Origin of the sequence: Arsenicicoccus cauae, assembly GCF_009707125.1 — a bacterium.
Lineage (GTDB): Bacteria > Actinomycetota > Actinomycetes > Actinomycetales > Dermatophilaceae > Arsenicicoccus > Arsenicicoccus cauae.
Genome location: NZ_WLVL01000021.1, coordinates 132,611 through 156,518, shown reverse-complemented (window position 1 = coordinate 156,518; position 23,908 = coordinate 132,611). Strand labels below are relative to the sequence as shown.

Sequence of the window (23,908 nt, the reverse complement as noted above, 5' to 3'; positions counted from 1 at the left end):
GTGAGCACCAGGATCGCCCCCCTGTCCGGATTCCCCGAGTGGCTGCCCGCCGAGCGCGTCGTCGAGCAGGCCTTCCTCGACATCATCCGCGAGACCTTCGAGCTGCACGGCTTCGTGTCGGTCGAGACCCGCGCCGTCGAGCCCGTCTCCCGCCTGCTCGGCAAGGGCGGCGACGCCGACAAGGAGATCTACGGCGTGCACCGCCTCGCGGGCGACGCCGAGTCTGGCGCGGACCCCGACGGCGAGGCCGAGCAGTCCGACCCGGACAAGGCGCTCGGCCTGCACTTCGACCTGACCGTGCCGTTCGCGCGCTACGTCCTGGAGAACGCCGGCAAGCTGACCTTCCCCTTCCGCCGCTACCAGATCCAGAAGGTCTGGCGGGGCGAGCGGCCGCAGGAGGGCCGCTTCCGTGAGTTCACCCAGTGCGACATCGACATCGTCGACGCCGGCTCGCTCGCCGCGCACTACGAGGCGGAGATGCCGCTGGTCATCGCCGACGTCTTCAGCAAGCTGCCGATCGGGGACTACCGGATCCAGGTCAACAACCGCAAGATCCCCGAGGGCTTCTACCTCGGGCTCGGGCTGACCGACGTCGTCGGGACGCTGCGGATCGTGGACAAGCTCGACAAGATCGGGCCGGAGGGCGTCACCGAGCTCCTGGCCTCCGCCGGGGCGACGGACGAGCAGATCGGGCAGTGCCTCGCGCTCGCCGAGATCTCCTCCACCGACACGACCTTCGCCGACCGGGTGCGCGCCCTCGGCGTCTCGCACCCCACCCTCGACGAGGGGCTCGCCGAGCTGACCGCCGTCATGGAGGCCGCGATGGCGCAGCGTCCGGGTGTGCTCGTCGCCGACCTGCGGGTCGCGCGCGGCCTCGACTACTACACCGGGACCGTCTACGAGACCCAGCTGGTCGGCCACGAGTCCTACGGCTCGGTCTGCTCCGGCGGCCGGTATGACGCACTGGCCTCCGACGGCAGGACCACCTACCCCGGGGTCGGGATCTCCATCGGGCTGTCCCGCCTGCTCGCCCGCCTCGTGTCGACCGGCGCCGTCCGGGCCTCGCGCCCCACGCCGACCTGCGTGGTCGTCGCGCTCGGCGTCGAGGAGGACCGGGCGCGCGCGACGGCCGTCGCCGCCGAGCTGCGGGGGCGGGGCATCGCCACCGAGATAGCGCCCAGCGCAGCGAAGTTCGGCAAGCAGATCAGGTTCGCCGACCGGCGCGGGATCCCCTTCGTGTGGTTCCTCGGGGCCGAGGGCGCCTCGGACTCCGTCAAGGACATCCGCTCCGGCGAGCAGGTCGACGCCGAGTCGGCCACCTGGACCCCGCCCGCGGAGGACCTGCGACCCGTGCTGGAGCGCGTCGAGGACTGACGGGGTCGTCGGGTCGCCCCTGGGGCAGGCGCGACCCGACGAGGCGGGCAGGCGGCCTACAGTGGCCGTATGACGATGTCCGGGGGGACGTGGCAGGAGCAGGCGGCACGACGCACGGCGGTCTCCCGCGAGGCCCGGACCCTGCCGCGCGAGCCGGCCTCGTGGCCGTCTCGCGTCGCGCTGGGGCTCGCGACCGTGGCCTGGCTCGGGACGCTGGTGTGGCTGGTCGCCACGCTGCCGGAACGCGTGCCGACGCACTGGTCGAGCGGCACCATCCCCGACCGGTGGTCGAGCCGGGGCGTCGCGCTGGCGACGTCGGCGTTGCTGCCGCCGGCCATCGCCGACGGGCAGATCGGGGTCGCCGCGCACCGTCCCGGCGGGGAGGTGCCGGGGTGGGCCTTCCCGGTGACGCTGGCGTGCTTCCTCGCGTCGATCGGCCTCGTCGTGGCCCGGATGGGCCTCGGGGGGCGCTACCGACCGCGGGAGGACGACCCCGACCTGGGGTGACGGGACCCGACTGGCCGGCCAGGTCGTCCACGCCGGCCCCGCGGGTCAGGACGCCGTGGGGTCCCAGATCTCCCGGCCGGCGGCGCGGGCCTCGAGGTTGGGCACGAGCTCGCCGTCCAGCTGCTCGCGGATGATGTCGGCGTGCCCGGCATGCCGCGCGAGCTCCTCGACCAGGTGCAGCATCTCGTAGCGCCGGGTCCCCATCATCGCCGGCAGGCCATCCCACGGCGCCGGCGGCTGCATCGACTCCTCGTCCGGGTCGGAGGCGAGCGAGCGCTCGCGGCAGGCGGCTCGCCAGTGGTCCAGCTCGGCCAGGACGCCGGACAGGGTGTGCCGGTCGTCGAACGCGAACGAGTCCATGAAGGCGTGATAGCCCGCCTCGTCGATCTCTCCCGAGCGCCCGCCCTCGGCGTGCTGGCGCAGGACGTAGGTGACGTGGCGCATCAGGCCGCCGAGGCACAGCTCGCTGCGCGCGGGCCGTTCGCGAGCCTGGTCGTCGGTCAGGTCGGCGGCGCTGGCGCGCAGGGCGTCCACCTGCGAGTCGGCATACGCGGCGAGCATCTGGATCTCGGGATCGGTGGTGGGTGCGTACATCGGGACCTCTCCTTGTCGGTCAGGGTGTCTCGGTCGGCGTGTCGAGCTGGTCCGTCCGGTCGACCCGGGCGGTGCTCATGGCTCCACGGTGGCCTCCCCTGCGGACACCTTCTGTCCGCGGTGTCCGGCAGGATGTGCCGTATGGCGGACACCACCGCGCGGGCGCTGCGCCTGCTGTCGCTGCTCCAGTCCAGGCCGGTGTGGACCGGCCCCGACCTGGTCGCCGAGCTGCACGTCACCGACCGCACGCTGCGGCGGGACGTGCAGCGTCTGCGCGACCTGGGCTACCGCGTCGAGTCGGCGGCGGGGACCGGTGGCGGCTACCGCCTCGTGACGGGACGGGAGCTGCCCCCGCTGCTGCTGGACGACGACGAGGCCGTGGCGCTCGCGGTGTCGCTGCGCCTCGCCACGCAGGCCACGGTCGAGGGCATCGGTGATGCGTCGGTGCGGGCGCTCGGCAAGCTGGAGCAGGTGATGCCCGCACCCCTGCGGGAGCGGGTCGCCGCGCTCCAGGAGACGACCGTGATGCTGGCGCCAGGCGGGGCGCAGGTCGACGTGCGGGCCGTCACCGACCTGGCCACCGCGGCGCGGGGCCGCGTCCAGGTGCGTTTCTCCTATGTCAAGCGTGGGGGCGAGGTGGGGGAGCGCCGGGTCGAGCCCTACCACCTCGTCGTCGCGGGTCGGCGGTGGTACCTCTTCGCCTGGGACCTGGACCGCGACGACTGGCGCGTCTTCCGGGTCGATCGGACCTCGGACGTCCACGTCACGACCTGGCGGTTCACGCCCCGTCCCTGCCCCGACCCGGCCGGCCACGTGCAGCGGTCGATCGGCACCGGGGGTTACCGCTGGACCGTCGTGGTGCGCCTCGGCGCCCCGGCGGAGGAGGTGCGGGAGCATCTGCCCCCCGCCGCCGGGACCGTCGAGGCGGACGGGCCGGACGTCTGTGTCGTGACCGTCGGGGCCAACGACCTGCCGATGGCCGCGTGGTATCTCATGAACCTCGCCGAGGACGTGCAGGTGATCTCGCCGCCCGAGCTGCGTGACGCCTTCGCCCAGCTCGGCGCGCGGGCCCAGCGCGCCGCCTCGGTGCCGCTGGGTGACGGCGCGCGACGCTCGGTGAGGGCGGCGGTGGGAGATCGAGGCGCTGATCGTCAGGAGGGTTGACGGCCGCGGTCGACGCTCCTGACGGTCCGGAGGCGGCATCGACCATCCTTCGGGTGCGGCGCATGGCGCTGGGGGCTCAGCGTGCGGAGCGTGGCGCTGGGGGTCGCAGCCCCTGCTCTCGCAGCTCCATGACGGCCAGCGCGTGCACCACCTCGGGATCGCCGCGCCGCCAGGCGCCCACCGGGTCGGGGGAGATGCGGGTCAGGCGCTCCAGGGGCTGACGGGCCATGGCGCGCAGGGCGAACAGGTCGAGGTCGGCCTCGGAGTCGACGAACCGCTGCGCCGCCGTCGCCGCCCGCACGAACGCCACCCGCCGCGCCACCCACCACAAGGTGACCAGCAGGATCGGGACGGCCGCGGTCAGCAGGCCCAGCAGCCAGCCGATCTGCTGGATCTGGGCGACGAGGTCCGCGGACGAGCGGGCGATGCCGTCACCCGTGCCCGAGGCCCGGTCGAACGGCACCTTGAGGGTGTCGCCGACGAGGGGCAGGTCGCTGACCGACGAGCTGGCGTCCCGCATGGTGCGCCCCAGGTCGCTGGCGCGCGCCTGGATGCCCACGACGGGCTCGGCGAGGCGGACGACCGTGTCCTGCACCAGGCGCCCGACCCACACCCACGAGGCGATCCACGCGAGCAGCAGCAGGTCGCCCAGGACCTGTCGGAAGCGTCGGGCCGGGGCGGCGGCATACAGCGTCATGGGTCCAGTGTCTCCGGGGCCCCACCCCGCAGGAGGACCCGACACCCCCTGGCTAGACTCGCGGGTGTCGGGCGACGGGGGGCGATCCCTCCGGGGCCAGGTCGAGCACGGGGCCGATGGCGTCCCCGGCGTGGACAGGAGAGAGCACATGTTGGTTGGCATCCCCCGCGAGATCAAGAACAACGAGTTCCGTGTGGCGATCACCCCCTCAGGAGTGCACGAGCTGGTCGCACACGGTCACGAGGTGGTCGTCGAGAAGTCCGCAGGCGAGGGGTCCTCCATCACCGACGAGGACTACACCTCGGCCGGGGCCACCATCATCGACTCGGCCGACGAGGTGTGGGCCCGCGCCGACATGATCCTCAAGGTCAAGGAGCCGATCGAGGCCGAGTACCACCGCATGCGCGAGGGCCAGACCCTCTTCACCTACCTGCACCTCGCGGCGGACCGCCCGTTGACCGAGGAGCTCATAAAGCGCAAGGTCACGGGCATCGCCTACGAGACCGTCCAGCTCCCCGACCGCTCGCTGCCGCTGCTGGCCCCCATGTCCGAGGTGGCGGGCCGTCTCGCCGCGCAGGTCGGCGCGTACTACCTCATGAAGACCAACGGCGGACGCGGCGTCCTCATGGGTGGCGTGCCCGGCGTGCAGGGCGCCAACGTCGTCGTGCTCGGTGCCGGCGTGGCCGGCCTCAACGCCGCGCAGATCGCCGTGGGCATGCACTCCCGCGTCAAGCTGCTCGACATCAACATCGCCCGGCTGCGCTACCTCGACGCGATCTACCACGGTCACCTCAACACGGTGACCTCCAACGCCCTCGAGGTCGCCAACGCCGTCAAGGAGGCCGATCTGGTCATCGGCGCGGTCCTCGTGCCCGGCGCCAAGGCCCCCAAGCTGGTCACCAACGAGCTCGTCTCGCAGATGCGGCCGGGTTCGGTGCTCGTCGACATCGCCATCGACCAGGGTGGCTGCTTCGAGGACTCGCGGCCCACGACCCACGCCGACCCCGTCTACCAGGTGCACGGCTCCACGATGTACTGCGTCGCCAACATGCCGGGCTCGGTGGCCAACACCTCCACCTACGCCCTCACCAACGCGACCCTGCCGTATGCCGTGGCGCTCGCCGACAAGGGCTGGCGTGCGGCGCTCGAGGGCGACGACGCGCTCGCGCTCGGCCTCAACACCTACGACGGCCACGTGACCTTCCCCGGCGTGGCCGAGGCCTTCGACCTGGAGTGCACGCCCGTCGACGAGGTGCTGCGCTGAAGCCGGAGCGCGCCATCCGTGGGTGGCTCGACCACCTGACCGTGGAGCGGGGCGTGTCCGACAACACGCTCTCGTCCTACGGGCGTGACATGCGCCGCTACCAGGCCTACCTGGAGCAGCGCGGCATCACCGACGTCGCGCAGGTGCGCGAGGAGGACGTGGCGTCCTTCCTCGCGCACCTGCGCACGTCGGCGCCGGGCGAGGGAGACGCGCCGGGACGCACGGCCCTGTCGGCGTCCTCGGCCGCCCGCACCCTGATCGCGGTGCGGGGGTTGCACCGGTTCCTGCTGCTCGAGGGCGTGACCCAGGTCGACCCGGCGCGCGAGGTGCGCCCGCCCACCGTGGGGTCTCGTCTGCCCAAGGCCATCCACATCGACGAGGTGGAGCGACTGCTCGAGGCGGCCTCCGTCGGCGACACCCCCGAGTCGCTGCGCGACCGCGCGCTGCTGGAGGTCCTCTACGCCACCGGCGCCCGCGTCTCGGAGGCCGTGGGCCTTGACCTCGACGACCTGCCCGGCCCCGACGTGCCCGAGGAGGAGGCGGTGGTGCGGCTGCTCGGCAAGGGCGGCAAGGAGCGGCTCGTCCCGCTCGGGTCCTTCGCCCGCGAGGCGATCGGCGCGTATGTCGTGCGCGCCCGCCCCCTGCTCGCCGCCAAGGGATCCGGGGGACCCGCCCTCTTCCTCAACCAGCGTGGCCGGCGGCTGTCCCGCCAGAGCGCGTGGGCCGTGATCCAGACCGCTGCCGGGCGTGCCGGGCTCGACCAGCACCTGTCGCCGCATACGCTGCGGCACTCCTTCGCCACCCACCTGCTCGACGGCGGCGCGGACGTGCGCGTGGTGCAGGAGCTGCTGGGGCACGCGAGCGTGACGACCACGCAGATCTACACCCAGGTCACCGTCCAACGGCTCCGCGAGGTCTTTGCCGAGTCCCACCCCCGCGCCCGCTGAGGTCGCGGGTGGGTGCGGCGACCAGGGCGCTCATCCCTAGGATGAGGGCGTGATGCTGCCCGAGTGGTTGGTGTGGTGGGCGCTGCCTCCTGCGGAGCGCTACCTGCGGCGACGATCGCCGATGGCCCCCATGGTGCCGACGAGCGGTCAGCTACAGCGCGGTTCCGCGTCATACGTCCCGCTCACCGAACGACCGCTCACCGAGGACGAGCTCGCCCGGTGGCAGGCGGAGAACCCGATGCCCGAGCCGGACGAGGAGGAGCTCGAGCGCGGGTGGCGCGAGCAGGACGCCGCCGTCGAGCGCTGGAGCCCGCGGGCGAGGGCGTGCGCCGAGCAGGTCGTCCGCACCGGTCAGGGGAGCGTCGACGACGTGCCGGGGGTGGTGCTCGAGGCGCGGCTCGTGCGGTTCCGGTGGGGGAGATCGGTGGTCGAGGTCGACGCCCGGGCCCTCGACGGACCTGCGCAGAGCAGCAGCGCCAGCGTCGTCGGTCGCGACGCCGGACCCGAGGTGGTCGACGAGGTCGCCCTGCAGGTCGCCGGCGCGCTCGCACAGGTCACCACGTGACCGGAGTGTGATCACGCACCGTGGTCACGGTATGGTCACGTGTGACTGATCTGCGCGACGCAGACCGCCGCACCAGCGTGGGAGATGATCGACCGGTGAGCCACCCGGAGCAGACCCAGCAGCAGCCGAGCGCCTACGAGTCGCCGCGCCACGACGTCCTCCCGGGGACGGACGGGGTGTTCGAGGGCACGATGGGCCCCACCGGCCGACCTGTGGTGGAGTTCCCGGAGCCCGCCCCGCTGGCGAGCCACGGCCCGGCCCGCGTCATCGCCATGTGCAACCAGAAGGGCGGGGTCGGCAAGACGACCACCACCATCAACCTGGGGGCGGCGCTCGCCGAGCTCGGCCGCAAGGTCCTCATGGTCGACTTCGACCCGCAGGGCGCGCTGTCGGTCGGCTTCGGGATCCGCACCAACGACCTCGACACGACGATCTACAACCTGCTCGTCGAGCGCGGCCTGGACGTGCGCGAGGTCATCCAGCCGACGCGCACCGAGGGCGTCGACATCATCCCGGCCAACATCGACCTGTCCGCCGCCGAGGTCCAGCTGGTCGGCGAGGTCGCGCGCGAGCAGATCCTGGCGCGCGTCCTGCGCCCGGTGATGGACGACTACGACGTCATCCTCATCGACTGCCAGCCCTCCCTGGGCCTGCTCACCGTCAACGCCCTCACCGCGGCGCACGGCGTCATCATCCCGCTCGAGTGCGAGTTCTTTGCCATGCGTGGCGTGGCCCTGCTCGTCGAGACGATCGAGAAGATCATCGACCGGCTCAACCCGCGCCTGCAGATCGACGGGATCCTGGCGACGATGTATGACGGACGCACGCTGCACAGCCGCGAGGTCGTCCGCTCGGTGGTCGACCACTTCGGCGACACCGTTTTCCACACCGTCATCAGCCGCACGGTGAAGTTCCCGGACGCCACCCTGGCCGCCGAGCCGATCACGACCTACGCGTCCGCGCACAGCGGCGCCGAGGCCTACCGCCGGCTGGCGCGGGAGCTCATCGCCCGCGGTGGTGCCGCCTGAGCGTCATGACCGAGCCAGGTCGGGCAGCGGAGGCCACGCCGGGCGGCGTCATCACCCGACGAGCGGCGGTCACTCCGTTCGAGGTGCACCTGCACAACTTCGACGGGCCGTTCGACCTGCTGCTGGGGCTGATCAGCAAGCACAAGCTCGACATCACCGAGATCGCGCTGGCCACCGTCACCGACGAGTTCACCGCCCACATCCGCGCTGCCCAGAAGGCCGCGGACGAGGGCGGGCAGGACTGGGACCTCTCCCAGGCGTCGGAGTTCCTACTCGTGGCGGCGACCCTGCTCGACCTCAAGGCCGCGCGCCTGCTGCCCACCTCGGGGCCCGACGACGAGGAGGACCTCGCCCTCATCGAGGCGCGTGACCTGCTCTTCGCCCGCCTCCTGCAGTACCGCGCCTACAAGCAGATCGCCGGCGCCTTCGCCGAGCGCATGTCGACGCACGGCCGCATCACGGCACGCCAGGCCGGGCTCGAGCCGCAGTTCGCCCGGCTGCTGCCCGAGCTGGTCATGGCCGTCACGCCGGAGCAGCTGGCCATGATCGCGGCCCGCGCGCTCACCCCCCGCGAGGCGCCGACCGTGGGCCTGGCCCACCTGCACGCCGCTCAGGTGTCGGTGCGCGAGCAGGCGTCGATCGTCGTGGGCCGGCTGCGCTCGCACGGCACCATGTCCTTCCGCTCGCTGGTCGCCGACGCCGACTCGACGCTGGTCGTGGTGGCTCGCTTCCTGTCGCTGCTCGAGCTGTTCAAGGAGGCCGTCGTGTCCTTCGAGCAGGCCGAGGCGCTCGGCGAGCTCGACGTGCGCTGGACCGGCGAGGACCGCGAGGACGTGGAGATCACGGGGGAGTTCGACGCCGCCGACATGGCCGCAGCCGCCGACGTGGCCGCCGCCGTGCTCGCGGGCGGCGAATCCGTGACCGAGCGCGGGGACCCCAGCGAGGAGCAGCGCCTCCTGGCGGAGGCCGCCCTGGCGGCGGCGAACGACATACCTGCTGGTCAGGACCACGAAGGAGGGCAGACGAATGTCTGAGGCTCAGGTCGAGGTGCAGGCCGATGAGCCGAAACCTCAGGTCGAGGAGGAGGCGTTCGACGTGCGCCACTTCCCGGCCGGGCTGCGCGGCGCGCTCGAGGCCGTCCTCATGGTCGTGGAGGAGCCGATCGACGAGAGCACCCTCGCGGCCGCGCTGGAGGTCCCCCTTGACCATGTGCACGAGCAGCTCGTCGACCTCGCCCGGGAGTACGACGAGGGCTCGCGTGGTTACCAGCTGCGGGACTTCGCCGGTGGCTGGCGCATCTACTCCCGCCCGGAGTACGCCCCGGCCGTGGAGAAGTTCCTGCTCGACGGGCAGCGCGCCAAGCTCACCCAGGCCTCCCTGGAGACCCTCGCGGTCATCGCCTATCGCCAGCCGGTGTCCCGGGCCCGCGTCAGCGCGGTCCGCGGGGTCAGCGTCGACGGCGTGATCCGCACCCTCATGACCCGTGGCCTGATCACCGAGACCGGCCACGACGAGACCACCGGGGCCGTGCTCTACGGCACGACCCCCTACTTCTTGCAGCGGATGGGCCTTACGAGCCTGGACGAGCTGCCGGCCCTGGCGCCGTACCTGCCAGACACCGACATCCTCGACGAGATCGCAGAACAGGGGCGCTGACATGAGTCCGCAGCCGAACAGGTCCAACCGGTCGTCCGGGTCCGCCGGCGGAGGCCGCCGCAGCGGCTCGGGCGGCACGAGCCGCTCGAGCGCGCCGGGAGCCCCGCGTCGCATGGGCCCGGGCGCCAAGCGGGTCGCCGGGCAGCGCCGCGCCCAGCAGCCGCAGCGACCCCGCTCCTCCGAGCCCTACGTCGACGTCCACAACCCCGAGGGCACCCGCCTGCAGAAGCTCCTGGCGGGCGCCGGCGTCGGCAGCCGCCGGACCTGCGAGCGGCTCATCGCGGAGGGCCACGTCCAGGTGGACGGGCACGTCGTCACCGACATGGGCGTGCGCGTCGACCCCGAGACCCAGCAGGTCCACGTGGACGGCGAGCGGGTGATCTTCGACGAGAGCAAGGTCTACCTGGCGTTCAACAAGCCGCTCAACGTCGTCACGAGCATGCACGACGAGCTCGGTCGCGTGGACATCGGCGACTACCTCGGCGAGGGCCGCAAGCAGCGGCTCTTTCACGTCGGTCGGCTCGACCAGGACACCGAGGGGCTGCTCCTGCTCACCAACGACGGCGAGCTCGCGCACCGTCTGCAGCACCCTGCCTACGGCGTCACCAAGACCTATCTCGCGCAGGTCCCCGGGCCGCTGCCACGCGACCTCGGCCAGCAGCTGCGCGAGGGCGTCGAGCTCGAGGACGGCCCGGCGCGGGTCGACTCGTTCAAGGTCGTCGACTCCTCGCCCGGCAAGGCCGTGGTCGAGATCGTGCTGCACGAGGGCCGCAAGCACATCGTCCGGCGCATGCTCGAGGCCGTCGGGCACCCCGTGCTCAACCTCGTGCGCATCAAGGTGGGCGAGGTCAGCCTCGGCACCCTCAAGGCCGGCAAGATGCGCGCGCTGACGCGGGCCGAGGTCTCCTCCCTCTACGACGCCGCCCAGCTGTGAGCCCGGGTCCGACCCGACGTGCCCGGATCGTCGGCACCGGCCTCATCGGCACGTCGGTCGGGCTGGCGCTGCGCGCCGCCGGGTGGCAGGTCAGCCTGCAGGACCCGTCCCCGACGGCGGTGGCCCTGGCCCGTGACCTGGGGGCCGGCACCATCGACGACGAGACGCCCGACGTGGTGGTCGTCGCCGCGCCCCCGGACGTCGCGGCCGGCGTGGTGGTCGAGCAGCTCGACCGCTGGCCAGACGCCGTCGTGACCGACGTCGCCTCGGTCAAGGGGGCCATCGCCTCCGGCGTCGCGGCGCTCGCGGGGCCGGGGTCGTCGCAGCGGTATGTCGGCAGCCACCCCATGGCGGGGCGCGAGCGATCCGGCGCGGTCGCCGGACGGCCCGACCTGTTCGAGGGGCGGGCGTGGGTCGTCGTGCCGATGCCGGACTCGACCCCGCAGGCCGTGGAGACGGTGCGCGCCCTGGCTCGGGCGGCCCGTGGCGAGGTCGTAGTGATGACCGCCGAGGAGCATGACGCCGCCGTCGCGGCCGTCTCGCACGTCCCCCAGGTCATGGCCACGCTCACCGCGGCCCGGCTGCGGGACCGCGACGAGCATGCCGTGGGCCTCGCCGGCCAGGGCCTGCGGGACGTCACCCGCATCGCCGCCAGCGACCCCCAGCTGTGGACCCAGATCCTCGCGGGCAACGCCGCCGGGGTCCGCGAGGTGCTGCTCGACGTCCAGTCGGACCTCGCCGCGGCGCTGGACGCGCTCGGGGCGCTCGCCGACGAGGCCGCCACCCCGCATCACCACACCCCGGAGCGGGACGCGCCGGGTGCCCGAGCCGTGCTCGCCCGCCTCCTCGACGACGGCAACCGCGGCCGTGCCCGCGTCCCCGGCAAGCACGGTGGCGCGCCCACGGCATACGACGTGGTCACGGTCGTGATCCCCGACGAGCCGGGCTCCCTGGGCCGGCTCTTCGCCGAGGTCGGCGACGCGGGCATCAACATCGAGGACCTGCACCTGGAGCACGCTGTCGGTCATCCCGTGGCGCTGGCCGAGGTGTCCGTGCTGCCCGCTACGAGCGACCGCCTGCGCACCCACCTGCAGTCCACCGGATGGCGCATCCACTAGGCTCGCGGCCATGACCAGCCGCGCCTCGCAGACCCCCGCACCGACCCCGCCAGGCGACCACATGAACGGCCCTGACCTGGTCGTCGTCGCCATCGACGGGCCCTCGGGGTCGGGCAAGTCCAGCGTCGCGCGAGCGGTCGCGTCGCGGCTGCGCTATGGCTACCTCGACACCGGGGCGATGTATCGCGCGGCCACCTGGTGGTGCCTGGACCAGCACGTCGACCTGACCGACGCCGAGGGCGTGGCCGCCGCGGTGCGAGCCATGCCGCTCACCATCGGGACCGACCCGGAGGCGCCGGGCGTCGAGGTCGGGGGGACGGACATCTCCGTGCCGATCCGCACGACCGAGATCTCGACCCAGGTCAGCGCGGTCGCCACCAACCTCGACGTCCGCGACGAGCTGCGTCGCCGCCAGCGCGAGATCATCGGTCTGGTCGGGCGCGAGCGCGGTGGCATCGTCGCCGAGGGCCGCGACATCACCACCGTCGTCGCCCCGGACTCGGACGTGCGGATCCTGCTCTACGCCAGCGAGGAGGCCCGCCTCGCGCGACGCTCGACCGAGCTGCACGGCAACGCCTCCACCGCCAACGTCGAGGCGACCCGCGACCAGATCGTGCGCCGCGACCGCGACGACTCGACCGTGTCGAGCTTCATGCAGGCCGCGCCCGGCGTCTCCTTGATCGACACCTCCGACCTCAGCCTGCAGGGCTCGGTCGAGGCGGTGCTCGACCAGATCGCGTCCGACCTGGGCCGCATCCGTGACTGAGGCCCGCCCCGAGCTCGATCCCGCACGCGCGAGCGACCGCCTCATGGGCGCCACCGCCCGCGTGGTGCGCGGCGTCCTGCGGATGTACCGCCTGTCCGTGCTGGGGCGCGCGTCCTTCCCCACGTCGGGGCCGGTGGTCCTCGTCGCCAACCACAGCGGCCTGCTCGACGGCCCCCTGGTCGCCGCGGTCGCGCCGCGCACCCCGCACTTCCTGGTCAAGCAGGAGGTGTATGCCGGCCGCCTCGGTCGCCTCCTGCTGCGTCTCGGCCAGATCCCCGTCGACCGCGCCACCGGTGACCGTCAGGCCCTGGCCTCGGCCCGCACGGTGCTGGAGGCCGGGGGAGTGGTCGGTGTCTTCCCCGAGGGCACCCGCGGCACCGGAGAGGTCGCCGCCGTGCAGCAGGGCGCCGCCTGGCTCGTGCTGCAGACCGGCGCGCAGGTCGTGCCCGTGGCCTGCGTCGGCACGCGCGCTCCCGGACGAGGTGCCGGGTCGCTGCCACGACCGGGCGCGCGGATGGTGGTGGCGTTCGGCGAACCCTTCTCCGTCGAGGCGCCCGCTGGCGTCCCCGGTCGCGAGCGCCTCCGCCTCGCGACGTCCCAGATCCACGAGCACCTGCGCGAGCACGTCGCCGCCCACCGATGATGGCCATGGCTCGTTATCAGATATGATCATTTCATGGATGTGCTCGCGGAGGTGCTGCAGTCGGCCGTCCGGCTCCAGCGGCTGGTGCCGGATGCCGTGCTGGTCGGTGGCTCGGCAGCCGCCTACTACGCCGGTCACCGCCAGTCCTTCGACCACGACCATGTCCTGACCGACCTGGTCGAGCGCTACGGGGCTGTCCTTGACGCGGTCGAGGCGAGCGGCGGCTGGGCCACCAGCGTGCGGGCGTCGTCCCCGCCGTTCACCATCCTCGGCTCCCTGGACGGGGTCGAGGCAGGGCTTCGACAGCTGCGACGGCGTCGCCCGCTGGAGACGGCGCGCGTCGAGGTGGCCGGCGCCGGGGAGCTGGTGGTGCCGACGATCGAGGAGACCCTGCGCGTCAAGGCCTACCTGGTGGTCCAGCGCAACCAGACCCGGGACTACCTCGACGTCGCTGCCCTGGCGGACGCGATGGGTCACGCGCCTGCCGTGACGACGCTGCTCGCCATCGACGACTACTACGCGGACCGATCCGACGAGCAGGGTGCCGTGTCAACACTTCTCGTGGAGCGGTTGGCCCAGCCCGACCCCCGCGACCGCCGCACGATCGACGAGCTGCCTCGATACAAGGGGCTGCTGCCCCGGTGGCACGACTGGTCGGCGGTGGTGCAGGTGTGCGCAGACCTTGCCGCGGCCATGGTGGACGGGGACGAGTGATGGCGCTGAGCTTTCGCAACGTCGACGCCGACCCGAGCGACCCGGTCGAGTCGTGGCCCTACGAGGGACTGGTCACGGCCGTCGAGCGCGGCGGTCTCGCCGACTGGCGCCGGATCCATCGCGCCGTCCAGGCCGACCCTTGGGGCCCGGTGGCGCGCTCGCTCGAGGACTACTTCAACTACGAGCAGCCGTATGGCGTGACGCCGCTCCTGCAGCGCTCGATCGCCGACGCACGCGCGGCCGCCGAGGCTGCCGAGAAGGCGGCGGTGGCCGACGAGGTCACGGCGCTCGTCGCGGCGAGCGGACTGTCGCGCAAGGCCTTCGCCGAGCGCATCGGCACGTCACCGTCGCGGCTGTCGACCTACGCGTCCGGCAAGGTCTCGCCGGCGGCCTCCCTGGTCGTCCGGATGCGTCGCGTCGCCGGGGTTCGTGGCCAGGACCCCGGTGAGGGTGGCTGCGCGGATGCCCGTCCGGCGGGACAGGTGGGCGCGTCGCGTCGCTCGTTCGGGCCGCGGCGGGGCGTGAGGGACAATGGGATGCCGGTGCCCGCTCCGCGGCATACGGCAAGGACTGCTGAAGGACCGCTCACGTGACCGACCACGACAACCCGACCTCCGACGAGACCCAGGTGGGGCCCGCGGCCGAGGGCGCCCTCGACGAGGGGGTCGAGCAGGCGCTGCGGGCGGGGCTCGAGGACTTTGAGCTGTCCGACGAGGACCGCGCCCTCATCGACGCCGAGCCGGGCTCGCAGGACGACGACGACAACGCCGGGCCGCTGCCCGTGCTCGCCGTGGTCGGCCGCCCCAACGTCGGCAAGTCCACCCTGGTCAACCGCATCCTCGGCCGCCGCGAGGCCGTCGTCGAGGACGTGCCCGGCGTGACCCGCGACCGAGTCGCCTACGAGGCGGAGTGGACCGGGCGACGGTTCACGCTCGTCGACACCGGCGGCTGGGAGGTCGACGCCAAGGGCATCCACCTGCGGGTCGCCGAGCAGGCCGAGGTCGCCGTCGAGCTGGCCGACGCCGTGATGTTCGTCGTGGACGCCACCGTCGGGGCCACCGACACCGACGAGGCCGTCGTCAAGATGCTCCGCCGCTCCGGCAAGCCCGTGATCCTCGTGGCCAACAAGGTCGACGACCAGCGCGCCGAGGCCGACGCCGCCATGCTCTGGGGCCTCGGGCTCGGCCAGCCGTGGCCCGTCTCGGCGTTGCACGGCCGTGGCTCCGGTGACGTCCTCGACGAGGTGCTGCGGGTGCTGCCCGAGGTGTCCAAGGTCGGCGGGGCCTACGAGCGCGGCGGGCCCCGCCGCGTGGCGCTGCTCGGTCGCCCCAACGTCGGCAAGTCCTCGCTGCTCAACAAGCTGGCGGGGGAGGAGCGCGTCGTCGTCGACAACGTCGCCGGCACCACCCGCGACCCCGTCGACGAGCTGATCCGCCTCGGCGACACCACGTGGCGCTTCGTGGACACCGCTGGCATCCGGCGGCGCGTCCACCAAACCCGCGGCGCCGACTTCTATGCCAGCCTGCGCACCCAGTCGGCCCTCGAGAAGGCCGAGGTCGCGATCGTCCTCGTCGACGCCGGCGAGCCCATCTCCGAGCAGGACATCCGCGTCATCCAGCAGGTCGTCGACGCGGGGCGTGCCCTGATCGTCGCCTACAACAAGTGGGACACCGTCGACGAGGAGCGCCGCTACTACCTGGAGCGCGAGATCGAGCGTGAGCTCGTGCAGATCCAGTGGGCCCCGCGCGTCAACCTGTCCGCGCTGACCGGGCGCAACACCGGCAAGCTCGTGCCCTATCTCGAGACGGCCCTGGACTCCTGGGACACGCGCGTGCCCACCGGGCGGCTCAACGCCTTCCTCGGCGAGATCGTGGCCGGGCACCCGCACCCCGTGCGCGGAGGCAAGCAGCCGCGCATCCTGTTCGCGACGCAGGCGTCCACGCGGCCGCCGCGGTTCGTGATCTTCGCGTCCGGCTTCATCGAGGCCGGCTACCGCCGGTTCCTCGAGCGGCGGCTGCGCGAGGAGTTCGGCTTCGAGGGCACGCCGATCGAGATCTCGGTGCGCGTGCGCGAGAAGCGCGGCCGCCAGTCGCGGTAGGCGCCCGGCATACGGCCGGGGAGAGTCGGGCTGGCACCCACGGCACCCGACCCACGACGACGTCGAGGAGGACCTGATGACGAGCACGACCCTCGCCACGACCGGAGCCACCGGACAGCTCGGGGGGCTGGTCTCCCGGCTCCTCGACCAGGCCGGTATGCCGCACCGCCTCGTCGTGCGTGACCCGTCAAGCCCGCGGGTGCCGCACCACGACGCAGTCACGGACGTCGCCGCCGCCGAGTTCGGCGACCTGGACGCGGCGACGCGGGCGCTGGCCGGGGTCGACGTGCTGCTCATGGTGTCGGCGTCCGAGAGCGCGGACCGCTTGGCGCAGCACCGCACCTTCGTCGACGCGGCGGCGGCGGCCGGGGTGCGGCACGTGGTCTACACGTCCTTCCTCGGCGCCGCGCCGGACGCGACCTTCACCCTCGCGCGCGACCATCACGCCACCGAGGAGCACATCAAGGCCTCCGGCATGGCGTGGACCTTCCTGCGCGACAGCTTCTACCTCGACTTCACCGAGGCGCTGGTGGGCGAGGACGGGGTCATCCGCGGGCCTGCGGGAGAGGGCGCCTGCGCGTTCGTCGCGCGAGCCGATGTCGCGCGCTCGGCGGCCGCGGTGCTGTCGGACCCGGCCGCGCACACCAATCGCACCTATGACCTCACGGGGCCGCAGGCGCTGACCCTCGACGAGGTGGCGAGCACCATCTCCGCGGTGCGGGGGACAAGCGTCAGCTATCACGACGAGACGCTCGACGAGGCATACGCCTCCCGGGTCGGCTACGGCGCCCCCGACTGGCAGGTCGACGCCTGGGTGAGCACCTACACCGCGATCGCCGACGGCACGATGGCGACGGTGAGCAGTGCCGTTCACGAGCTCACCGGTTCGCGGCAGACGAGCCTGGAGGAATACCTGCGCAGCACCCCGCCGCGCTGACCTCCTCGCAACCGCGGTCCCCGCACGACAAAGGCGCGGATCCACCTCCAAGGGGGTAGGAGGTGGATCCGCGCCGGTCTATGGGCCGAGCCCGCGTCACTCGTGGCCGGTGGGCTCGCTCTCGGTGCGGCGCGCGAGCACGCCGCGCAGCTCCCCGTGGGTCTCCTGGTGCTTGCGCAGCAGGTGGCGGGCGTCGAGGTAGGCCTTCGTGCGGCGTGGGGACATGGGGGTTCCTCTCGGTGGTTCCTGGATCGTTCAACGACCGGGAGAGGACAGACATTCCCGTTGTGTGAGGGTTGGGGTGGGCGCTCCTGCGGGGCGTCAGCGGTGGGCGGGATCGATTGGGAATCGTGGCCGCTCGTGCGCTAAGGTGACGTGTCGCTCACCGCGGTGGGCAACGGGCTGTAGCGCAGCTTGGTAGCGCACTTGACTGGGGGTCAAGGGGTCGCAGGTTCAAATCCTGTCAGCCCGACCGAATCCGCTGGTTTACCAGCGGAAACGCGGTCACCAAGGTAGTGACATAGGTCCGAATCGGACCTATGTCACCGAAAGATCAGCGAAAGGCCCCAACACCACCTGGTGTCGGGGCCTTTCGCTTGCCTCAACGGTAGCGCCGTCACCGGGCGATGCGGTCAAGCGGGCTACCGTGGGGGAGCGCCTCCTGAACGCGACCGACACACGACTTTAGAGTGGCCAGTGCACGATCGGATGCTTGACGAAGGGACTGGTGTGGCGCGGCTCAACCTGAAGGCCATCGAGGAGCGGGTCGCACCGCTCGGCGGCCGCGAGTCCTACGACCGAGAGCTCATCTTCGAGCTGCTCCTGGCGTACGGGAAGCCGCAGGGCAACGTCACCCGCCTGCGCAACGGCTCCCTGAACATCGCCGCGGACCCCGGCAGCGAGGTTGCGCAGAAGAACGTCGTCTACTTCAAGGAGACGACCGAGGACCCCCTCGCCGTCATCGACGAGCTCAAGACCTCCCCGGCGGTGGTGCGGTATAGCACCCGGTTCGTCATCGTCACCGACTACGACGAGCTGCTGGCGGTCGACACCAAGACCGGCGAGAACCTGATGATCCCCATCCGGGACATCGACCAGCACTTCACCTTCTTCCTGCCCTGGGCGGGCATGGAGAAGGCCCAGTACGTGTCCGAGGCCCACGCCGACGTCAAGGCGGCTGAGCGGATGGGCAAGCTCTTTGACGAGCTCCTCGCGGCCAACCCCGGCGTGATGGATGGGGTGCAGGGGCGCCACGCTCTCAACGTCTTCTTCACCCGGCTGCTGTTCTGCTTCTTCGCTGAGGACACCGGCATCTTCACCGAGACCCAGTTCACCAATGCGGTCGGGTCTCACACCCAGCCCGACGGGTCGGACGTCCACGACTTCCTCACCGACCTCTTCACGGCCCTGGACACCGAGGACCCGGCGGACAAGCCCAAGCACCTGGCGGCGTTCCCCTATGTCAACGGTCGACTGTTCACGATGAGCGTCGGACTCACCGTGCCAAGGTTCACCAAGGCGGCTCGCGACCGGCTGATCGAGCTCGGCACGCTCAACTGGAGCGAGATCAACCCCGACATCTTCGGCTCGATGTTCCAGGCGATCGTGGCGCCCGGCACCCGCTCGGACCTCGGTCAGCATTACACGTCGGTGCCGAACATCCTCAAGACGATCGAGCCGCTCTTCCTCGACGGCATCCGAGACCAGCTGGACGCCGGCTTCGACAGCGTCAAGAAGCTCGAGGCACTGCTGGAGCGGATCAGCGAGATCAAGGTCTTCGACCCCGCCTGTGGCTCCGGCAACTTCCTCGTCATCGCCTACAAGGAACTGCGCAAGGTCGAGCACGCGATCTTGGAGCGCCTCGCTGAGCTCTCCCCGAAGCACCAGGTGCTGTTCGCCGAGTCGAAGATCAACATCGAGAACTTCTACGGCATCGAGATCGACGACTTCGCCGTCGAGGTCGCGATCCTCTCGCTCTGGATCGCCAAGCACCAGATGAACAGCGAGTTCAAAGAGAAGTTCAACGTGTCGATCCCGCTGATCCCGCTCAGGGAGGCCGGTCAGATCCAAGCAGGGAACGCCACTCGAGTTGATTGGAATGCAGTCTGCCCGAATGACGGCAGCGAGATCTACCTGATCAGCAACCCGCCCTACAAGGGTGCGAAGGCGCAGACCACCGATATGAAGGCAGACTTCCCTTTCGTTTTCGGTCGACGCCCATTCGACAAGAACTTGGACTACATCGCACTATGGTTCGTCAAGGGCGCGGACTTCATCCAGGGCACACGGGCGGAGCTAGCGTTCGTAACTACCAACTCGGTATCTCAGGGAGAGCACGTCGGACTGATGTTCCCGATGATCTTTGCCAAGGGCATCGAGATCGGGTATGCATACACGTCGTTCAAGTGGGAGAACAACGCGAAGCGCAATGCTGGGGTTACCGTTGCGGTGATCAATCTTCGCTCTGCGCGACCTGGTCAAAAGTTCATCTACACGGACGATCTGCAGATCGCCGTGTCAAATATCAACGGCTACTTGGCCGACGGCGCGGATGTCGTGATCGAGCGACGTAAGGTCCCCCTGGGTGCCGCACGTCCAGATATGGTGTTCGGGTCGATGCCGCGTGATAGTGGTGGACTCATCCTCTCGCCAAGCGAACGATCGCAGATGATCGACAACGATCCGGAGAGCGCGCAGTTCATCAAGCGCTACATAGGATCTTCTGAGGCGATCAATGACGGTGAGCGATACTGCCTATGGATCACGGATCTCTCAGCCAGCGCGGCCAGGGAGATCCCGGACATCGCTGCACGACTCTCTTTCGTTGCTAGCGAGCGTTCGGAGAGTAAGGCTGGTAGCACTGCTGCCTATGCCGCCCAGCCGCACCGGTTCGTGCAGATTAGCTACAAGCCGACGGACTCAATCATTGTTCCCAGCGTCTCCTCCGCCCGGCGTGCATACATTCCATTCGGCTACGTCGGACCCGACACAGTAATCTCGAACGCCGCATTCGCCGTGTACGACGCCGAGCCGTGGCTATTCGGCGTGCTGACCTCCGCCATGCACATGACGTGGGTCCGCTCAGTGGGTGGCCAGCTGAAGACTGACTACCGCTATTCGAACACCATCGTCTATAACAACTTCCCCGTCCCGCCGCTCTCGGAGGCAACGAAGGAGGAGCTCACCGTTGCAGCGCTGCGGGTCCTTGATGTACGCGAGTACCACTGCGAGCGAACGCTGGCGGAACTTTACGACCCGGAGCTCATGCCGGACGACCTCCGACAGGCGCACGCCGACGTCGACGTACTGGTCGACTCGATCTACTCGAAGCGCGGCTACGAGACGGACGAGCAGCGGCTGTCGGACCTCTTCGCTATGTATGAGGCCATGATTGCCGAGGAGGCCGCCAAGGCTCCGGTGAAGAAAACCCGAGGTGCACGCAAGTGAACGCGACCAAGAAGCCGATCAACATCGTCGATGTGACCTACGCCCAGACAGGCGCGTCGGTCAACGTCGACCCCATGGGCATGCGCGAGATGCAGCAGCGTGTCTTCGCTAAGCGCGACGCGCAGCATCTGCTGATCAAGGCCCCGCCGGCCTCGGGCAAGTCGCGGGCACTGATGTTCGTCGGCCTCGACAAGCTCTACAACCAAGGCCGCAAGAAGATCATCGTCGCCGTGCCGGAGCGCTCGATCGGCGGTTCCTTCGCCTCGACGGGTCTGACTCAGTTCGGGTTCTTCGCCGACTGGGAGGTCAAGCCCGAGCACAACCTGTGCGACCCGGGCTCGTCCCAAGGCAAAGTGGGCGCGTTCATCGACTTTCTCAACGGTCCCGACGCCATCCTGATCTGCACCCACGCGACCCTGCGGTTCGCCTTCGAGAAGCTTGCTCCCGATGCTTTCAACGGCACTGTCCTCGCGATCGACGAGTTCCACCATGTCTCGGCCGACACCGAGTCCAGCCGCCTCGGAGCCTTGCTGCGTGAGGTCATGAACGGCTCCGACGTGCACATCGTGGCGATGACCGGTTCGTACTTCCGTGGTGACTCGGTGCCCGTGCTCTCCGCCGAGGACGAGGCCCGGTTCACGCCGGTGACGTTCAACTACTACGACCAGCTCAACGGCTACGAGCACCTGCACTCGCTCGGCATCGGCCACCACTTCTACCAAGGCCGCTATACCGACGCGATCAGCGAAGTCTTCGACTTGGACAAGAAGACGATCATCCACATCCCGAACGTAAACTCGGGCGAGTCCACCAAGGACAAGATCGAGGAGGTCGGCTTCATCATCGACTCGATCGGCCACGTCGAGTCCACCGACAGCGACACGGGCATCATCACCATCCGCCGGGCAGACACCGGTGCCATGCTGCGCCTCGCCGACCTCGTCGACGACACCGACCAGAAGAAGCGCGCGGACACGCTGCACTACCTGTCGACGGTCGCCTCGAAGGATCGTGGCGCCGTCGATGTCATCCTTGCGCTCGGCATGGCCAAGGAGGGCTTCGACTGGCCGTACGCGGAGCATGCCCTGACCGTCGGCTACCGCGCCTCCTTGACCGAGGTCATCCAGATCATCGGTCGCGTCACCCGCGACTCGCCCGGCAAGGACCATGCCCAGTTCACCAACCTCATCGCCGAGCCGGACGCTTCCCAGGCCGAGGTCAAGGTCTCGGTGAACAACATGCTCAAGGCGATCACCGCATCGCTGCTGATGGAGCAGGTGCTCGCCCAGAACTTCGAGTTCAAGACCAAGCGCACCGGTGACGAGGACGCCACGCCGCCCGGTGTGATCAAGATCAAGGGCTTCAAGGAACCGTCATCGCCGCGGGTCAAGCAGATCGTCGAGACGGACCTCAACGACCTCAAGGCCACGATCCTGCAGGACGACACCTTCGCGAAAGCGGCGGCCGGCTCAGTCGACCCGGAGACGACCAACAAGGTGCTGATCCCCAAGATCATCCGCGAGCGGTACCCCGACCTCGACGAGACGCAGGTCGAGGAGCTGCGCCAGCAGGTGGTCGTGGACTCGGTGATCAAGAACGGCGAGGTCCGGCAGGTCGGCGACAAGCGGTTCATCCGGATGTCTGAGAAGTTCGTGAACATCGACGACATCAACATCAACCTGATCGACTCGGTCAACCCTTTCCAGCGGGCCTTCGAGGTCATGTCGAAGTCGGTCACACCGTCGGTCCTGCGGATCATCTCCGATGCCATCACAGCGACCCGGGTGGAGATCACCGAGGAGGAAGCACTGGCTGCATGGCCGAAGATCCAGCAGTGGGCCAAGGTGAACAACCGGAAGCCGAACGTGCGCTCTGACGACCCGACCGAGAAGCGGCACGCGGAGATCCTGCTGTTCCTTCAGAGGAAGAAGCAGGAGCGCCAGGCCGCCCAGCGCGAGACCGAGATGGTGGACGAGGCATGAGCCCCGAAGATGCACTCGAGGCGGAAGCGGCCGCCCCGGCTAGCCTCGACGACCTGCTGGACTCAGACGTCGACGGCCTGCTCGACGCACCCGTGAAGCAGGCCAAGGTCACCCATACCGATCGGCTTGAGCGAGCCTTTCTAGAAGTTGTCGAGTTCCGACGCACTCAGGGCCGCGTGCCGGACTCCACCACCCGCGAGATCGCCGAACGGAAGCTTGGTGCCCGTCTTGACGGGATCCTGGCGAACGAGGAGAAGATCACGGCGCTCAAGCACTTGGACGAGTTCGGGTTGCTGGAGGCACCGGAAGCACCCGAGTCGATTGACGACCTGCTTGGCGACGACGACCTCGACCTGCTCGGCGATGAGTCGGGGCTGCTGGACGTGTCAGACCTGCCGGTGCGCCGCCAGGTGCACGACAGCGGTGACGTCGCCCGTCGGGAGAAATCAAAGGACTTTGAGCAGTTTGAGCCGCTGTTCAAACAGAAGCATGTTGAGCTTCGAGCAGGGGCGAGCAAGCTGCTGCCGTACTCGGGCATGGCACAGATCGTTCCGGGAGCCTTCTTCGTCCTGAACGGGGTCATGCTGTTCATTGCCGAGGTCGGCGAGACGGAGTACAAGAAGTCAACAGCGCGCGAGAACAAGCGCGAGCGGCTCCGTTGCATCTTTGAGAACGGCACGGAGTCGTCGATGTACCGGCAGTCCCTGGCGATCCGACTGAGCGACGAGGACGGCCAAGTCGTCGTGCAGGCCGAGGTTCCCGAGATCCTCGACGATGACGAGGTAAGTGGCTACATCTACGTCCTCCGGTCCCTCAGCTCTGATCCGCAGATCGCCGAGCTCAACCACCTGCACAAGATCGGCTTCACGCGCGGCTCGGTCGAGGCGCGGATCAAGAACGCCGAGAAGTCACCGACGTATCTCATGGCCCCGGTGGAGGTCGTCGCCAGCTACCGGACCTACAACACCAGGGCCTCAGCGCTTGAGAACCTCCTGCATCGGGTCTTCGCAGAGGTGCGGTTGAACCTAACCCAGGCCGACCAAAAGGGTCGAAGCTACGACCCGGCGGAGTGGTACGTGGTCCCCTGCACGGTCATCGACCAGGCGATCGACCTGATCATCTCCGGAGACATCGTCAACGTCGTATACGACCGATCGGCTGAACGACTCGTCTCCCGTGCCCCTGCCAGTCACGCGGACGACTGAGATCGTGTCTGCGCCTGTCGCGCAAAGCCTCACAGCCAGGCCGGGCACAGCCCAGCCGGGTGTCGTCTAGAGGGCGGTTACCGAGGGTGGTTCCGCCTCCACCGCCGGAACCATCGAGGAGGCACTGCCGCCGGCGCCTCCGCCACGTCGCCGAACGGCCAGACTCCTGCTGGCTTTGCGTTCGCGAGGCGAACGATCCATTCGGCGCTGGTCCGCCCGTCAGCCCTGTCCAAGGCCATGAGCAACTTCGCGTTGTCGACCTGGTCCG

Annotated in this window: 23 protein-coding genes and 1 tRNA gene; 21 read left to right on the top strand and 3 right to left on the bottom strand. The window is 70.0% G+C overall.

Going from position 1 to position 23,908, the window contains the following annotated elements; genetic code table 11:
• Together hisS and GGG17_RS06345 are read left to right on the top strand one after the other, a co-directional pair.
• Entirely contained in the window at positions 1-1,374 is a 1,374-nt protein-coding gene (gene hisS / locus GGG17_RS06350; RefSeq protein WP_311966472.1) for a histidine--tRNA ligase, read from the top strand.
• 69 nt (positions 1,375-1,443) lie between these two features.
• Positions 1,444-1,881, top strand: coding sequence for a DUF1648 domain-containing protein (locus GGG17_RS06345; RefSeq protein ID WP_230082737.1), 438 nt, complete (start codon positions 1,444-1,446; stop codon positions 1,879-1,881).
• Between the two features lie 45 nt (positions 1,882-1,926).
• Here GGG17_RS06345 and GGG17_RS06340 read toward each other — a convergent pair whose 3' ends face one another.
• Positions 1,927-2,475 carry a mycothiol transferase gene (locus tag GGG17_RS06340; protein WP_154592897.1) on the bottom strand — a complete coding sequence of 183 codons (549 nt, stop codon included), beginning with the start codon at positions 2,473-2,475 and terminating at the stop codon, positions 1,927-1,929.
• A gap of 141 nt (positions 2,476-2,616) precedes the next feature.
• On the opposite strand from GGG17_RS06340, the gene GGG17_RS06335 reads away from it, so the two are divergent.
• Positions 2,617-3,639, top strand: a complete 1,023-nt coding sequence (locus GGG17_RS06335) for a helix-turn-helix transcriptional regulator (protein WP_154592896.1) — start codon at positions 2,617-2,619, stop codon at positions 3,637-3,639.
• Between the two features lie 76 nt (positions 3,640-3,715).
• Here the strand turns inward: GGG17_RS06335 and GGG17_RS06330 are convergent, their stop codons facing one another.
• Positions 3,716-4,336: a hypothetical protein gene (locus GGG17_RS06330; RefSeq protein WP_154592895.1), complete on the bottom strand. Its 621-nt coding sequence runs from the start codon at positions 4,334-4,336 to the stop codon at positions 3,716-3,718.
• 148 nt (positions 4,337-4,484) lie between these two features.
• On the opposite strand from GGG17_RS06330, the gene ald reads away from it, so the two are divergent.
• From ald to GGG17_RS06260, 14 genes are all read left to right on the top strand, one after another.
• The gene (ald, locus tag GGG17_RS06325; RefSeq protein WP_154592894.1) at positions 4,485-5,600 is read left to right on the top strand and encodes an alanine dehydrogenase; all 1,116 of its coding nucleotides are present in this window, start codon (positions 4,485-4,487) and stop codon (positions 5,598-5,600) included.
• Entirely contained in the window at positions 5,570-6,547 is a 978-nt protein-coding gene (gene xerD / locus GGG17_RS06320; RefSeq protein WP_375804506.1) for a site-specific tyrosine recombinase XerD, read from the top strand. The genes ald and xerD overlap by 31 nt, the downstream gene beginning before the upstream one ends.
• A gap of 49 nt (positions 6,548-6,596) precedes the next feature.
• Positions 6,597-7,112, top strand: a complete 516-nt coding sequence (locus GGG17_RS06315) for a hypothetical protein (RefSeq protein ID WP_154592893.1) — start codon at positions 6,597-6,599, stop codon at positions 7,110-7,112.
• 191 nt (positions 7,113-7,303) lie between these two features.
• Positions 7,304-8,140 (top strand): ParA family protein, encoded by an 837-nt coding sequence (locus tag GGG17_RS06310; RefSeq protein ID WP_154592937.1) that lies wholly within the window; start codon positions 7,304-7,306, stop codon positions 8,138-8,140.
• Positions 8,141-8,145: 5 nt separating this feature from the next.
• Positions 8,146-9,174, top strand: a complete 1,029-nt coding sequence (locus GGG17_RS06305; protein ID WP_154592892.1) for a segregation and condensation protein A — start codon at positions 8,146-8,148, stop codon at positions 9,172-9,174.
• On the top strand, positions 9,167-9,796 hold the full coding sequence (gene scpB / locus GGG17_RS06300; protein WP_154592891.1) for an SMC-Scp complex subunit ScpB: 630 nt from the start codon (positions 9,167-9,169) through the stop codon (positions 9,794-9,796). The genes GGG17_RS06305 and scpB overlap by 8 nt, the downstream gene beginning before the upstream one ends.
• A gap of 1 nt (position 9,797) precedes the next feature.
• Positions 9,798-10,730: a pseudouridine synthase gene (locus GGG17_RS06295; RefSeq protein WP_154592890.1), complete on the top strand. Its 933-nt coding sequence runs from the start codon at positions 9,798-9,800 to the stop codon at positions 10,728-10,730.
• On the top strand, positions 10,727-11,848 hold the full coding sequence (locus tag GGG17_RS06290; RefSeq protein ID WP_311966471.1) for a prephenate dehydrogenase: 1,122 nt from the start codon (positions 10,727-10,729) through the stop codon (positions 11,846-11,848). The genes GGG17_RS06295 and GGG17_RS06290 overlap by 4 nt, the downstream gene beginning before the upstream one ends.
• A gap of 61 nt (positions 11,849-11,909) precedes the next feature.
• Positions 11,910-12,614, top strand: a complete 705-nt coding sequence (gene cmk, locus GGG17_RS06285) for a (d)CMP kinase (RefSeq protein ID WP_154592936.1) — start codon at positions 11,910-11,912, stop codon at positions 12,612-12,614.
• Positions 12,607-13,257, top strand: a complete 651-nt coding sequence (locus GGG17_RS06280; RefSeq protein WP_154592889.1) for a lysophospholipid acyltransferase family protein — start codon at positions 12,607-12,609, stop codon at positions 13,255-13,257. Before cmk ends, GGG17_RS06280 begins: the two co-directional genes overlap by 8 nt.
• A 33-nt stretch (positions 13,258-13,290) precedes the next feature.
• Positions 13,291-13,971: a hypothetical protein gene (locus GGG17_RS06275; RefSeq protein WP_154592888.1), complete on the top strand. Its 681-nt coding sequence runs from the start codon at positions 13,291-13,293 to the stop codon at positions 13,969-13,971.
• Positions 13,971-14,564 carry a helix-turn-helix domain-containing protein gene (locus GGG17_RS06270; protein ID WP_154592887.1) on the top strand — a complete coding sequence of 198 codons (594 nt, stop codon included), beginning with the start codon at positions 13,971-13,973 and terminating at the stop codon, positions 14,562-14,564. The genes GGG17_RS06275 and GGG17_RS06270 overlap by 1 nt, the downstream gene beginning before the upstream one ends.
• Positions 14,561-16,069, top strand: a complete 1,509-nt coding sequence (gene der, locus GGG17_RS06265; protein ID WP_375804505.1) for a ribosome biogenesis GTPase Der — start codon at positions 14,561-14,563, stop codon at positions 16,067-16,069. The genes GGG17_RS06270 and der overlap by 4 nt, the downstream gene beginning before the upstream one ends.
• Positions 16,070-16,145: 76 nt before the next feature.
• A complete protein-coding gene (locus tag GGG17_RS06260; RefSeq protein ID WP_154592886.1) occupies positions 16,146-17,006 on the top strand; it encodes an SDR family oxidoreductase in 861 nt (286 codons plus the stop codon).
• A gap of 96 nt (positions 17,007-17,102) precedes the next feature.
• Here GGG17_RS06260 and GGG17_RS16865 read toward each other — a convergent pair whose 3' ends face one another.
• Positions 17,103-17,231, bottom strand: a complete 129-nt coding sequence (locus GGG17_RS16865; protein ID WP_283809766.1) for a hypothetical protein — start codon at positions 17,229-17,231, stop codon at positions 17,103-17,105.
• 173 nt (positions 17,232-17,404) lie between these two features.
• On the opposite strand from GGG17_RS16865, the gene GGG17_RS06255 reads away from it, so the two are divergent.
• The 4 genes from GGG17_RS06255 (at position 17,405) to GGG17_RS06240 (ending at position 23,640) form a co-directional block, all read left to right on the top strand.
• Positions 17,405-17,478: transfer RNA gene (locus tag GGG17_RS06255), tRNA-Pro, on the top strand.
• A 257-nt stretch (positions 17,479-17,735) separates the two neighbouring features.
• Positions 17,736-20,453 (top strand): DNA methyltransferase, encoded by a 2,718-nt coding sequence (locus GGG17_RS06250; RefSeq protein WP_311966470.1) that lies wholly within the window; start codon positions 17,736-17,738, stop codon positions 20,451-20,453.
• On the top strand, positions 20,450-22,435 hold the full coding sequence (locus tag GGG17_RS06245) for a DEAD/DEAH box helicase (protein ID WP_311966469.1): 1,986 nt from the start codon (positions 20,450-20,452) through the stop codon (positions 22,433-22,435). The genes GGG17_RS06250 and GGG17_RS06245 overlap by 4 nt, the downstream gene beginning before the upstream one ends.
• A complete protein-coding gene (locus tag GGG17_RS06240) occupies positions 22,432-23,640 on the top strand; it encodes a GIY-YIG nuclease family protein (protein ID WP_154592885.1) in 1,209 nt (402 codons plus the stop codon). The genes GGG17_RS06245 and GGG17_RS06240 overlap by 4 nt, the downstream gene beginning before the upstream one ends.
• Positions 23,641-23,908 lie beyond the last annotated feature (268 nt).